This window comes from Pseudanabaena yagii GIHE-NHR1, assembly GCF_012863495.1.
Lineage (GTDB): Bacteria > Cyanobacteriota > Cyanobacteriia > Pseudanabaenales > Pseudanabaenaceae > Pseudanabaena > Pseudanabaena yagii.
Window position 1 is genome coordinate 3,121,350 of the sequence record NZ_JAAVJL010000001.1, and the last position, 13,104, is coordinate 3,134,453.

17 protein-coding genes are annotated in these 13,104 nt (G+C 40.3%); 9 read left to right on the top strand and 8 right to left on the bottom strand.

The features are described 5' to 3' along the window. The first annotated feature begins 92 nt into the window (after positions 1-92). Entirely contained in the window at positions 93-1,103 is a 1,011-nt protein-coding gene (gene sppA / locus HC246_RS14275; RefSeq protein ID WP_169363958.1) for a signal peptide peptidase SppA, read from the top strand. A gap of 76 nt (positions 1,104-1,179) precedes the next feature. After that, complete coding sequence (locus tag HC246_RS14280; protein ID WP_169363959.1) at positions 1,180-2,190, top strand: 2OG-Fe(II) oxygenase; 1,011 nt, start codon at positions 1,180-1,182, stop codon at positions 2,188-2,190. A gap of 42 nt (positions 2,191-2,232) precedes the next feature. On the opposite strand, the gene HC246_RS14285 is transcribed toward HC246_RS14280, so the two are convergent. Both HC246_RS14285 and HC246_RS14290 read right to left on the bottom strand, forming a co-directional pair. Then, on the bottom strand, positions 2,233-2,472 hold the full coding sequence (locus HC246_RS14285; protein WP_126388071.1) for a hypothetical protein: 240 nt from the start codon (positions 2,470-2,472) through the stop codon (positions 2,233-2,235). Positions 2,473-2,673: 201 nt separating this feature from the next. Further along, a complete protein-coding gene (locus tag HC246_RS14290; protein WP_009627037.1) occupies positions 2,674-2,811 on the bottom strand; it encodes a photosystem II reaction center protein K in 138 nt (45 codons plus the stop codon). Positions 2,812-2,962: 151 nt separating this feature from the next. Here HC246_RS14290 and HC246_RS14295 point away from each other — a divergent pair, with 151 nt between their 5' ends. Beyond that, entirely contained in the window at positions 2,963-3,412 is a 450-nt protein-coding gene (locus tag HC246_RS14295; protein WP_225902959.1) for a hypothetical protein, read from the top strand. A 150-nt stretch (positions 3,413-3,562) separates the two neighbouring features. Further along, positions 3,563-3,838: a MoaD/ThiS family protein gene (locus HC246_RS14300; protein ID WP_169363960.1), complete on the top strand. Its 276-nt coding sequence runs from the start codon at positions 3,563-3,565 to the stop codon at positions 3,836-3,838. 42 nt (positions 3,839-3,880) lie between these two features. On the opposite strand, the gene HC246_RS14305 is transcribed toward HC246_RS14300, so the two are convergent. Then, a complete protein-coding gene (locus HC246_RS14305; RefSeq protein WP_169363961.1) occupies positions 3,881-4,192 on the bottom strand; it encodes a hypothetical protein in 312 nt (103 codons plus the stop codon). Between the two features lie 110 nt (positions 4,193-4,302). On the opposite strand from HC246_RS14305, the gene HC246_RS14310 reads away from it, so the two are divergent. Then, positions 4,303-4,968, top strand: a complete 666-nt coding sequence (locus HC246_RS14310; protein ID WP_169363962.1) for a 4'-phosphopantetheinyl transferase family protein — start codon at positions 4,303-4,305, stop codon at positions 4,966-4,968. Positions 4,969-5,106: 138 nt separating this feature from the next. Here the strand turns inward: HC246_RS14310 and larB are convergent, their stop codons facing one another. Continuing rightward, the gene (gene larB, locus HC246_RS14315) at positions 5,107-5,856 is read right to left on the bottom strand and encodes a nickel pincer cofactor biosynthesis protein LarB (protein WP_169363963.1); all 750 of its coding nucleotides are present in this window, start codon (positions 5,854-5,856) and stop codon (positions 5,107-5,109) included. Between the two features lie 117 nt (positions 5,857-5,973). Here larB and HC246_RS14320 point away from each other — a divergent pair, with 117 nt between their 5' ends. Further along, entirely contained in the window at positions 5,974-6,903 is a 930-nt protein-coding gene (locus HC246_RS14320) for a LysR family transcriptional regulator (protein WP_169363964.1), read from the top strand. Between the two features lie 112 nt (positions 6,904-7,015). After that, positions 7,016-8,044 carry an anthranilate phosphoribosyltransferase family protein gene (locus tag HC246_RS14325; RefSeq protein WP_169363965.1) on the top strand — a complete coding sequence of 343 codons (1,029 nt, stop codon included), beginning with the start codon at positions 7,016-7,018 and terminating at the stop codon, positions 8,042-8,044. Positions 8,045-8,289: 245 nt separating this feature from the next. Here HC246_RS14325 and HC246_RS14330 read toward each other — a convergent pair whose 3' ends face one another. Then, complete coding sequence (locus HC246_RS14330; protein WP_169363966.1) at positions 8,290-8,616, bottom strand: ArsR/SmtB family transcription factor; 327 nt, start codon at positions 8,614-8,616, stop codon at positions 8,290-8,292. Between the two features lie 87 nt (positions 8,617-8,703). Here HC246_RS14330 and arsB point away from each other — a divergent pair, with 87 nt between their 5' ends. Continuing rightward, on the top strand, positions 8,704-9,768 hold the full coding sequence (gene arsB, locus HC246_RS14335) for an ACR3 family arsenite efflux transporter (RefSeq protein WP_211167712.1): 1,065 nt from the start codon (positions 8,704-8,706) through the stop codon (positions 9,766-9,768). Between the two features lie 110 nt (positions 9,769-9,878). Here the strand turns inward: arsB and HC246_RS14340 are convergent, their stop codons facing one another. The 3 genes from HC246_RS14340 to HC246_RS14350 form a co-directional block, all read right to left on the bottom strand. Beyond that, positions 9,879-10,133, bottom strand: coding sequence for a hypothetical protein (locus tag HC246_RS14340; RefSeq protein ID WP_169363967.1), 255 nt, complete (start codon positions 10,131-10,133; stop codon positions 9,879-9,881). Positions 10,134-10,239: 106 nt separating this feature from the next. After that, the gene (locus HC246_RS14345) at positions 10,240-10,464 is read right to left on the bottom strand and encodes a hypothetical protein (RefSeq protein ID WP_211167713.1); all 225 of its coding nucleotides are present in this window, start codon (positions 10,462-10,464) and stop codon (positions 10,240-10,242) included. Between the two features lie 6 nt (positions 10,465-10,470). Continuing rightward, a complete protein-coding gene (locus tag HC246_RS14350) occupies positions 10,471-10,683 on the bottom strand; it encodes a hypothetical protein (RefSeq protein ID WP_169363968.1) in 213 nt (70 codons plus the stop codon). A 389-nt stretch (positions 10,684-11,072) separates the two neighbouring features. On the opposite strand from HC246_RS14350, the gene HC246_RS14355 reads away from it, so the two are divergent. Continuing rightward, complete coding sequence (locus tag HC246_RS14355; protein ID WP_169363969.1) at positions 11,073-12,878, top strand: reverse transcriptase domain-containing protein; 1,806 nt, start codon at positions 11,073-11,075, stop codon at positions 12,876-12,878. The last annotated feature ends 226 nt before the right edge of the window (positions 12,879-13,104 follow it).

Sequence of the window (13,104 nt, forward strand, 5' to 3'; positions counted from 1 at the left end):
GATTTTAACTCAGAAATGAAAGGCGACGCATTGCGCCGCCTTTCATTTCTGGGTTTTATATTAAACTAAAGCAGATACCAGAAAAATTTGCTATGCAACTCAATCGCATCATTGCTCTTGTTTTAGTCGCTGTTTGCTTTATTTCGGCAACCTTCGGGATTCAGCGCCGCCAAATGGATGAAGCCCTAAATTTAAAGAAAGTACTCGATCGCGATCGCCTTGAACTTGTCTCTTTAGATGGGGTAATTACAGGGACAAGGGCTTCAGCTTCAGGGGCAATGGCAGTACGCGATCGCCTCCGTGAACTCATCGAAGAAGACTCTGTTAAAGGCGTTTTGCTATCGATTAATAGTCCGGGGGGAACCGTTGGTGCAAGTAAAGAGCTATATGCCGCTGTTAAGGACTTGAGCGAGAAAAAACCTGTGGTCGTGAGTATGCTCGACCAAGCAACTAGTGGCGGCTACTACACAGCGAGTTCTGCTACGAAGATTTATGCAAATGCGGGGACTTTAACAGGCAGCATTGGTGTGATTTTAAGCGGATTCAATGCTAAGGAGTTGCTCAGTAAGGTCGGTATTCAAGCACAAACGATTAAAACTGGTCCCTACAAAGATATTTTTTCTTCATTCCGAGATTTATCAGAGCCAGAACGCCAATTGTTGCAAGACCTCTTGCAAAGTACCTATCAGGAATTTATTACTGATGTCGCTAAAGGTCGCAAACTCGATTTAGAAGTGGTGCGTAAGCTCGCAGATGGGCGGATTTATACTGGTAGCCAAGCTAAGGAAAATAAACTAGTCGATGCGATCGGGACATTAGATGAAGCCGTTGTTGATTTAAGAACCTTGGCAAGGAAGAAGTTTAATTTACCTGAAACTAAGGAATTACCAATTCGTAAATCGCCTGCTTCCTTTGAAAGACTATTAGACCAATTGCTCAATCAGGCTGGGGTGAGTATTGCTTTACCATTTTTTGATGTTGTGGGGAATGGCAAAATCTCTGGCGCGATCGCTGATCAGTTAACTTCAAAATTGGCTGGGCAAAATATGCAAATGGGCAACTATGATCCACCAGTTTTGCTGATGCCAAGTTGGTTTAACTAACTTATTAAAGGTTGAGATTTTGCCTTATGCAAAATCTCAACTCAAAATTTTTAATGGGAATTAATGGTCGAAGATCATGCAAGATCAGCATTTAAAATCGCCAATCATTTCTGAAGAGAGTAATCAACAAGTTGAGCGTCTAGTCAAGCAAATTGAGCATATTCAACATATTGTTAAATCTGCTTTTTGGGTATCAACTGAGGAATTAGCAATATTGCTCAATCTTGAGAATAGCTTTATCGATAAACTCAAGCTAGAAGTTGCCTCTCAGGAGCAGAACTATAGTTTTTTTTGGCGCAATTTTGAATGTACTTTGGTAGAGCGACAATTTGCGAAGGGCTTTTGGTTAATTAATGAGCGGCAAGATTTATTACCAAAGACTGCATCCCATGCTTCGCTAAATGCTTCACAAAAGGCGGCAAATGTATTTACAGTTAACGAGCCTCAATCATCATCAAATCATCAGGGATCAGTTTTATTAGATGTCTCGGCAGAAGAGATCATTCCCTCTCCCTATGCTCTTATTGATGATTTTTTATCCCCAACTCAACTCAGTGAATTATTGCGCTATAGCATTAATAAACAACCTGAATTTGTCCCCACTACAAATTCGGCAAATGACCCTAACTATCGGCGCTCATTCTATCTGCCATATTTTCCTGAATTCTCAGAGTTGATGATTAATCTCGTTTGGAAAATTACGCCGCAGATCCTGACGCATTTGGGGATGAGTAACTTTGCGATCGGGCAAATTGAATCCCAAATGACTGCCCATAACCACGGTAATTATTACAAAATTCATAATGATAGTGGTAGTCCTGATACGGCAACACGCACCCTGACCTATGTTTACTATTACTATCGTGAGCCGAAAGCCTTTACGGGGGGCGAGTTAGTCATCTATGACAGCAAAATTGAAAATGGATTTTCCGTCGCGGCTAAGTCCCATAAGGTGATTCAGCCACAGAATAATACGATTGTCTTTTTCCCTAGCCACTGTATGCACGAAGTTTTGCCCGTGAGTTGCCCATCGGAATATTTCGCTGACAGTCGATTTACGATTAATGGTTGGGTAAGGCATATCTAGAAAAAAGGCAGGAAAAAGTCACAAAGTGACTTTTTCCTGTAATTATGGTTTGGCGATTTTTTGCTTGACTTTGGAGATTACGCCACTAGCGATCGCCCCAGCCATCACGATCCCTAATACTGGCTGAATCAGTGGTTCCCATAGTTGTCGCCATAGTTCTAGACCAAGGTTGATTTTGAGACTTTCACCGCCAAGGGCAACTAGTAGCCATACAAAAAAGAAAAATACTAAGAACAAATTGAACATCAAAAATTTGTTCGTCCAACGTCCGATGGTTTCCATAGTTCATTAAAAATATTATTTTTAAGTTTCTAAGAGTGTGTCGCTTCGCGTGACACTCTTAGAAAGCAATCGGGGTAACGTTGCCGTCACCCCGATTGCTTTTATCGTTTTTGTTTTATAAATGCGTCAGTACAACCGTATGAGATGTACCGAAAAGTTTGTTATAAGTTTTTTTGATTAAGTCAAGACTTAAATTGAAACCTATTTGAAACCGACTGCTGCTTGCCATACAAATGCAAGTAGCAAGAAGAATACAGGGATCACAGGAAGAACGTTTACCAGTGGATCGAAAATTCTATACGCTTCAGGTAATGTTGCAATCAATAGACTAAGTGGCATTAAAAATAGACCTCCTTCAAGAGCTAAGATGAATTTTACCACGTCAAAGAAGCCATTCTTTTTTCTGAAAATTTTTTATCCAAGGGTTTATAAAATAGGTTTATTTATGGCGATCGCAAATCACAAGATATCAAATGAGCAATTTATACCTTTGACAAAAACTTGGCAAAAACTGCTCAAAATCTTTCAAGTTAGCGCTTTATCCCTGATACTTTGCCTCTGTACCTTTGCTTTTAGCAATCCCGCTTCGGCAAATGTGCAAATCAAGCTGACTAATGTTACCTATGAGCCATGTACAGGTGATGTGGGTAAGCATATGGTGCTAGGCGGCGGGGTGATGTCGGCTAACTGCTACATCATCAAAGGAGAAGCCAACAATACTTCAGGTAAAGTTGTTTACAATGCCGACATTTTTGGGCGCATTTATGATGCTAATGGTAATGATGCTATGCCCGAACGCGCAAGGCTAGGTGCAGTTGAAGAGATCCCCACAGGTACAAGTAATTTTCAGATTATGGTTGCTGTTCCTGCCGATCAACCTGAACCACTAGAGCTAAAACAATTTAAAGCATCAGGATTTGCAGGTAAGGTCAGGCGTTAATCGTGAATCACAAGTAAGCAAAGGCAGCGCAATGCGCTGCCTCTGTTTTATGGAAGCGATCGCGTTAAAATGTAAATCGGTCAGTATGGCAAAATCTAAAATCCGACCCTAAAGTTCAAGTCTAAAGTTCTCAGATATCGATACAAAAATATGGCTGTCAAAGTTTTAATTCCCACTCCTCTACAACAATTAACCAATAACCAAGCCACCGTAGAATGTGCTGGTGCTTCGGTTAAAGAAATCATCGACTCATTGGAAAACAATTGTCCGGGGATCAAGGCTCGTATTTGTGACGAGCAAGGAAATCTTCGCCGCTTTGTTAATTTTTATGTCAACAGCGAAGATATTCGTTTTCTCGAAGGGGCAGATACAGCTCTCAAGGATGGCGATGAAGTAAGCATCATTCCTGCGATCGCAGGGGGCTAGACCTAGCTTTTGGTGTCGCGGCAAGCCGCGACACCAAAAAGATTAGATATTGCTAAGCATTTCCACAGCGAGTTGAAATAACCAAATTGCTGATTGCTTTTTGGGATCAGCGTCAACTTTGCCCTTACCGCCCCAGTTTTGGAGCCAGTTGCCCAATCCACCAAAGAATCCACTAAACCACTGCCCCACCTGCGCGAAAATTTGTTGGGGACCGATACCTGTTAACACTTGGATACTAAAAATAACGGCAACTACCAGAAAGGCGGTTTTAAAACTAGCTTTAATCACGCTGAGCAACCACCACAACAGCAGCAGCGATACGACTAATGCTCCGATTACTAAAGGCAAGTTCATAGAGTTTTTCTCAATTCATCTCAAATTCCAAGAGTCTATAGCAAATCTGTAGTTATTTGGGAGACTGCGCCCCTTTGGGGCGCAGTCTCCCAAATTATTTAATCTCACAAATGACTATAGATTTGCAACTATATCAAGCGAGGCTTGATATCTCTGAAATTGAGTGCGATCGCCTCTGGAAACTTTTATCTGAGGATGAGCGATCGCGAGCGGATCGGTTTAAGCGAGAAAATCTGAGACGCAATTTTGTAGCCGCAAGGGGAAATTTAAGGATCATCTTGGCGCAATGGCTAGGTTGTAAACCCAAAGCAATTCATTTCAGCTATAGCGATCGCGGTAAACCCTATCTTCAAAATCCTAAGGGCATTTATTTTAATCTTGCCCATTCTCAAGATTTCGCAATTTATGGTGTCAGTAGCGATCGCGAGGTAGGCATCGATTTGGAATATATCAATCCTCAATGTGACATTGAGGGAATTGCCCAGAGATATTTCTCACCGTCAGAGTATGAGGTAATTAAAGGACTTGGCGATCGCGATCCATCTTTGGCAATTCAGGCTTTTTATCAAGCATGGACGCTTAAGGAAGCCTATGGAAAGGCGACTGGACAGGGAATTGCCAATATTCTTGAAGGTTTAGATGTTTCGCCATTACTAGAAATAGCGATCGGTGCAACTTTGCAGATTGGAGATTGGAACTTAAAACTCCTAAGTACAGAATTAGAATTAGGCACAAGTTATGCTGCCGCTTTGTGCATTAATCAACACTCTTCCTAGTCAAGAATCAGTGGTAAGTAGCTAGACATAAGTAAAACCCAAACCAGAGTTTTGTTCCGCCCGCTACGCGGGCGGAACAAAACTCTCGGTTTTTAGTTTACTTCTAGCTACTTACCACTGATTCTTGCCGTTCTTATTCTATTGATGTCGATGTAAAATCTTTCCTGCTAGCATGGCGGCTCCAAAACCATTGTCGATATTCACTACACCTACACCTGTAGCACAGGAATTGAGCATGGTGAGTAATGGAGCTAATCCGTTAAAACTTGCGCCATAACCGATGCTGGTAGGAACTGCCACTATCGGACAATCTGCCAGACCTGCGACAACACTTGCTAATGCTCCTTCCATTCCTGCGACGACAATAATCACATCAGCATTAGCGATCGCATCCCGATGACTGAGTAAGCGATGAATTCCTGCGACACCCACATCCCAAAGTCTCTTAACTGTAAAGCCACAGAGTTCTGATGTAATCGCAGCTTCTTCGGCGATCGGAAGATCGGCAGTACCTGCGGTGAGAATTGTAATTGTCCCTTCTTTTTTCATCGTTGATTCGCCGAGGCAGCAAATTTGGGCGAGGGGGAAATATCGCAAACCGCGCAAAGATGGCTGAATTTGAGCATAAACTGCTGCCGAAATTTTAGTTGCCATGACAAGAGGATTTTTGGATTCCATTACACGCATGATTTGCACAATCTGTTCAGGGGTTTTGCCCAATCCAAAAATTACTTCAGGAAAGCCTGTCCGTAAATTGCGATGATGATCAATTTTGGCAAAGTCTCCCACTGATTCATAGTGGAGATATTTCAACTTTTCTAAAGCTTTCTCTGGGCTTAGTTCCCCCGTTGCAACTGTTTCTAATAGTTGCCTTAAGTTGTCATGCATAGAAATTAAGAAATAGTGGGTTTACCTTTTAATCTAGCTTGTTACCGATGCTACTTTTCCGAAAACCTAGAAGCGGCTTAATGATGGGAGACTTAACTAGAATAGCGTTAATCTCTCATGCGTTTGGAACAGTTACAGGCTTTTTTGGCAGTGGCAGAAACGGGAAACTTTCAACAGGCAGCCCAGAAGTGCGGCGTTAGTCAATCAACGATCAGCCGACAGGTGCAGTCTCTTGAGGCAACTGTGGGCTTATCGTTGTTTCATCGTCAGGGCAATGCCAAGCTTACTTTGGGGGGCGATCGTCTATTACCTCATGCCAAGAAAATTTGTCAGATCTGGGCAACTGCCGAGCAGGAGCTAACTGATTTGCAAGCGGGTAAGCAAACAGAACTCTGTGTAGCAGGAATTCCTTCTGCCTGTGCCTATCAATTACCGCCGATATTACAAAAATTTTCTCGGACTTATCCAAACGTACAATTGCGGGTAACGACATTAGGAAGCGATCGCGCTCTTAAGGTTCTCAAAGACGGTTTGATTGATATTGCGATCGTGATGAATAATCCATTTTTGACCGCAAGTTCGGAAATGGTAATCACAAGATTATATGAAGAAAAGATTCAATTATTGCTACCTGCTCAGCATCCACTCAGCAAAAAAGAGGTTATAACTTGGAGAGATCTCGATAACTTTCCGCAGGCAGTATTTAAGGATGGCTATGGGTTACAGCGCCTAGTACAAGATCAGTTCAATCGTCAGGGAATTCGCTTGAATGCTGCTTTGGAACTAAATGCTCTTGAAGCTTTTCGAGGAGTGGTGAAGCAAGGGAGTTTGATTGCGCTGTTGCCTGAAACTTTTTTAGTGGAGTTAAATTATGATTCTGACTTGGTGGTGCGATCGCTCAGTGAACCCAACTTAACTCGCGAGATTGTGTTAGTGACGACCATCGATCGCATTCAAATTCCGCCGATTCAATATTTTTGTAAGCTCGCTGCCGAAATGGTGCAACAGGAAATTCCCGTCATCTTAAAAAGTGCTTTGAGTTCTTAAAAAATGTTAATGGGTAAAGCTTTGCTCTACTTATTATCATTTTTTTAAATGGCGAGCCTGTGAGATAATTCAACATCTAACCGACTTTTGCATTAAATTCACCCAAAGAGTAATGAGTAAAGAATTTCGCGAATTTTTGCGTAAAGTTGGTAGCGGTACACATACCAGCAAAAGCTTAACGCGCCAAGAGGCAGAACGCGCCACAGTGATGATGTTGCAAGGAGAAGCAACTCCTGCACAGATCGGGGCATTTATGATCGCCCATCGGATTAAGCGTCCAACTAGTGATGAGTTGGCGGGAATGCTGGATGCCTATAAATTTTTGGGGGCTAAGGTCGCAGCGATCGCTACTGATAAAAGGGTATTAGTACTGGGATTGCCCTACGACGGGAGATCAAAGACTGCGCCTATTAATCCTGCAACTGCAATTGTGTTGGCAGCAGCAGGAATTCCTGTGTTAATGCATGGGGGCGATCGGATGCCTACCAAGGAAGGGCTGCCATTGATTGAGATCTGGCATGAATTGGGACTGAATTGGCAAAGTTTAGAGCTTGCCCAAGTACAGCAAAATCTAGAACAGCATCATTTGGGATTTGTCTATTTGCCTAAACATTTTCCCCTTGCTCAAAGTATTGTTCCCTATCGCGAACAAATTGGTAAACGTCCACCCTTCGCCACCATTGAGCTAATGTGGTCTCCCTACCAAGGGCAACAATTAATCGTGTCGGGATTTGTGCATCCACCCACTGAGACAAATATTCGAGAAGCCTTTGCAAAGCATGGCATTACTGAGTTTGCAACAGTAAAAGGTTGGGAAGGAAGCATCGATTTACCGCGATCGCGTACAGCAATTATCGGTATTAACCGAGGCGATCGCTTTGAACGTTTGACTTTATCGGCAAGAAATTACGGCTTTAGTTCAGAAGATCCTGCGATCGCAGATGCTTCTGAAATTGCTGCTAAAATCATCTCTGCCCTCAAAAATGAACCTTCCGAATATCTCAACTCAGTATTGTGGAACTGTGGCTTTTATCTCTGGCTCTATGGACTGCATGGAGATATTACAGAGGAGATCGCCTATGCTCAAGAAATTATCAGCAGTGGCGCAGCATTGCAAAAATTAGAGGATTTACGAGGTTAAGTTCCTTTCTTGAAAAGATTAAGAACCATAGATTAGCGATTACTATATTTAGACGATTCTTTATAGTAGATTCAATTAAAACCTAGAGGATTTTAATTCGTAGATAGCATAAATCAAAAATTAAAAGATTTTCTATCCTCTAGGAGTTATTTGAAATTGCTATATTACTTTCCATCTTTTTGATTTACTTGGGGGAAGATTCTCGCTTGCACGAGTATCGCACACTTTAACTTACCAGAGCTTTTTTATGACAACGCATCCCGTAACATCGCTAATTTTTCGGGCAAAATGCGATAGTAAATCCAAGTTCCCCGACGCTCTTTGGTGAGTAATCCAGATTCATATAAAACCTTAAGATGGTGGCTTACCGTTGGCTGAGCTAGACCCAAAGTTTCCACTAATTCACAGGCACATACTTCCTGACTCGGTTGAGCAGCAATTAAGCTCAAGATTTGTAAACGTGCAGGTTCCCCCAATACTCGAAATATAGCCGCTAAATAGTTGGCATCGTCAGAGGTGAGGCGACCTTCTAGTAAGGGAGGACAACAGGTAATCGATTGATTTGGCTTCATAAACTTATAGTGCCATGAATTAATGCGAGGTGACAAAATATCGATTATTATAAATATTGATATTAATCAATATCAGGTAAATCAATCATGGCACATATACAGCCGATTAAAAAACTCTCTATACTCGATCGCTTTTTGACTGTCTGGATTTTTCTGGCGATGGCGATCGGTGTGACCATCGGCGCACTTTTTCCTGCGGTTGATCGCGTGATCAATCAGTTTCAAGTTGGCACTACGAATATTGCGATCGCGATCGGCTTAATTTTGATGATGTATCCACCCTTCGCCAAGGTACGTTACGAAAAATTAGGCGATGTCTTCCGCAATGGCAAAATCTTAGCGCTAGCTCTATTTCAGAGTTGGATCGTTGCACCGAGTTTCATGTTTCTCTTGGCGATCGTCTTTTTTCGAGACTCACCCGAATATATGGTGGGCTTGATGTTGATTGGGATTGCGCCCTGTATTGCGATGGTAGTGGTATGGAGCGATCTCGCTAAGGGGAATTCCGAATATACGGCAGGGTTAGTTGCCTTTAATAGCATCTTCCAAGTCATGTTCTATAGTTTTTATGCTTGGATTTTTATTACGGTATTACCGCCGCTATTTGGTTTAAGAAGCACTGTAGTCAACGTGAGCATCATCGAGATTGGACAGACTGTTTCGATCTATCTCGGTATTCCCTTTATCGCAGGATTTTTGACACGCTTTTTCCTAAGCAAAGCTAAGGGGAGAACTTGGTATCAGAACATATTCATTCCCAAAATCAGCCCGATCACTCTCATTTCACTGCTGTTTACGATTGTGGTGATGTTCAGTCTTAAGGGTAACTTGATGTTAAAAATCCCTTTAGATGTCTTCAGAATTTCGATTCCATTATTGATTTATTTCGTTGTGATGTTTGTAATCAGCTTTTATTTTGCTTGGCTCATCAAGGCGGATTACGACAAAGCGGCAAGTGTTGCTTTTACAGCAGCAAGTAACAATTTTGAACTAGCGATCGCTGTTGCCGTCGGGGTATTTGGCATTAATTCGGGAGCAGCTTTTGTAGCGGTTGTTGGTCCCTTAATCGAAGTTCCCGTTTTAATTAGTCTTGTCAATCTATCTTTTTGGTTTAAACGAAATTTCTTTGATAGTGCAGATCGAACTAAGTAAATTGATGCGATCGCCTCTAATCCCACCCAGTTGTTGGTTACGCAATAGCTCTCGTCCGCGCTGACGAAGTAATTCAGCAATTAGGATATTTGTGTCAATAATCAATATCATCATGATTCTTGATTGACAAATGCTTCTACTAATTCATCTTCGGTCATGCCAGTTTCTAATAGAATTTTCTCAACTGAGCGATCGAGAGAGTCTATGGCGTTGGTATCAACATTATTTCGGTTAACTCTTTGGGCTTCAGCAATTTCTTGACCTAGTAATTTCCATAGTTTGATTTTATGTTCAATATTTAGGGTGGTGACGGCTTCGGCTAGTAGATCAAAGTGGATGTTAATTTGGGCGGTGGCAGTTGTCATAATGTTTCTACTTGCATGGCAAGTTTTCCTTAGACCGATTGATGATGATTTTACTCGACATTTTGGGGTTTGAGTAGGATCTGGACAGCTAAATCATGACCAATCATCAATTGATTGCTAGTTGCTGTAATCCTTGATAGGCAAAGATTTGTTCGTCTAATGTTTTTGCCTTAGCTAAAAAAGCGAGTCTTCCTCTAATCTGTTCTTCGTAGGTAATGACGGTAACGGCAACTTCAGGATCTTCTATCTCTGCAAGTTTGGCTAAGATTCGCTTACCTTCTTGTCCGTTGCGCTGAATGAGGCTGAGATGATCGGTGTCAAAAATATACATGATGCTCTATTCAGCAGATTTGCGCCATTCTTGACCGAGGCGATTTGCTTCGTCAAAGGTGGGATCGTTTTCAAAGCTACCTGCGACTTTTAACCACCAAGGTGTTTTTTTCTGAACAAATGCAGATAGCACTTGTCGCATTTGTGCGAGTTCTGTTTCTAATGCGGCTACTCTAGTTTCTAGATGTTGAGATTTGTCTTCAAGCTGTTGAGAGAGCATAGAAGTTTTTGGTGAGCTAAGGTGATGCGGCTATTATAGCAAGATGGTTGCAAGTGTAAATTTACGCGATCTCTAACCAATCTAACTACAAGTGAGATCATCTCAAACACACCAACAAGCGATCTCAAGTTTTCTAGTAAAGTCAAAAAGATGAATGGCAAGCAATCTCAATATTCACAAATTCCTGAATATGCTATCACTACTACGTTATAATTTTGAAAGCTAGGTATTCGTGCAAAATTGATTCCCGTTGTTGATCCTGCGACGGTAATGCATCAAGGGGTACGATATATACCTCGTTATAACACTGTTACGCAACCTTACGAACTGTTAGTAGTAAGTTAGAATCTGGTACGAGTACTTAGCTTTTAAAATCGTGCTTAATTGGTATGAATACGACCTTTTTAAATCTTTCAGAAGAAGAATTAAGAGAAGAATTTTGCAGGTTAAGAACTCGTGAAGATATAGCAAAATTATTTCAAATTAGTGATTATCAACTTCGTTATCATTTGTATGTTAATCCTTCCCAGAAAGCATATGTAATATTTGAAATCAAGAAAAAATCTGGAGGGATAAGATCTATCTCAGCACCTAAAACTGCTCTTAAAATTATTCAACATAAATCTAATCAACTATTTCAAAGTGTATATAAACCAAAACCTTCTACACATGGGTTTACATCAAACAAAAGTATTGTTACCAATGCGAAACAACATCTTAGACAGCGATATGTCTTAAACCTCGATCTTAAAGATTTCTTTCCCTCCATTAACTTTGGAAGAGTGAGAGGTCTACTCATGGCAAATCCATACAATTGTACTGAGGAAGTGGCAACAGTTTTTGCACAAATTTGTTGCCATAACCAACAGTTGCCTCAAGGCGCACCAAGCTCACCAACTATATCAAACATGATCTGTGCAAAGTTGGACACTCAACTACAAAGGTTAGCCAAGAAATATCAATGTATTTATTCTAGGTATGCTGACGATATTACTTTTTCTACCTCACGTTCAAGGTTTCCTTCTCATCTAGCTTGGTTTTCCAGAGATTCAGAAAAATTAAATATAGGTAGCGAACTAAAAGATATTATTGAAGGGAATGGATTTCAGATTAATGAATCAAAAGTTAGATTACAAAATAGATATAATCATCAAGAAGTTACTGGAATTACTGTAAATGAAAAATTAAACATTAAACGTAAATATATTCGTCAGATTCGTGCTGTGCTTCATGCTTGGGAAAAATACGGTCTTGAGAATGCTGAAATGATTTTTTGGCAAAAGTATGAAAAGCATCGACATACGGAATTTAATCCAGATTCTTTTAGGCAAGTTATCAGGGGTAGAATCGAGTATGTCGGTTCAGTAAGAGGAAAAGATGATCATCTTTATTTGAAGCTTTTGAGATGGTTAAGTAAACTTGCTCCAGATCTGGTAAATAAAACAAAGTTCGATATTGCAAATATAAATGAATCATCTGAGGAGCAAAAGGATTTACCGCAAGTTATTATTTGGACGGAGGGAAAAACAGATATAAAACATCTTAGATCTGCACATAGGTGGTTACAGAATAATAAAACAACTAGATATAAAATTGAGATAAAGTTCAAAGATGATTTAGATGATCAGAAACAAGGTAGTCCTGAGTTACTAAAAATGTGTGAGCAGTTCTGTAAAGAAAAACGAAATAACCCCATAATTGCAATTTTTGATCGCGATGAACCTGACCTAATTAGAAAGGTTCATAATGAAACTACAGGCTTCAAATCTTGGAATAATGGAGTTTATTCATTTGCTATACCAATTCCTCAACATCGGAAAGATAATCATTCTATCTGTATTGAATTTTACTACAAAGATGAAGAAATCAAAAGACATGATAATGATGGTAGAAGGTTATTTCTAAGCAATGAGTTTAATCCCATTAGCGGTAGACATATTATTGATCGAGATTTGGTAACTCAAGAGACTAAGAAAATCAAAAAGAATGAGATAAAAATAATCGATAGTAATGTGTTTGACTCTAATGATACAAATGTAGCATTATCGAAAGATAATTTCGCGAATTATATATTGCAAGAGTCGGCTAATTTTAACGACTTTGATTTCAATCCATTTTTAGAAATTTTTGAGGTTATAAATAGAATTTCTAAACATCATGAAGAGAATATCAAATCTGAACATATAACTCATTAGTAATTAAGTACTCCTCAAGTTATTTTCCGAGAACTTAATCACAACTTTGTGATTGACACAACTAGCAATTTTTACAACATTTATAGTGAACGCCCATCATAATCAACATCCTCAAACAAAGCGCGATCGCCGATTGTTTAGTTCCAACGCGATTATTGGGTTTTGTTTGGGTTTGATGAGAGGCGATCTCATTGTAGATTTAGCGATCACCATACTCTAAAATATT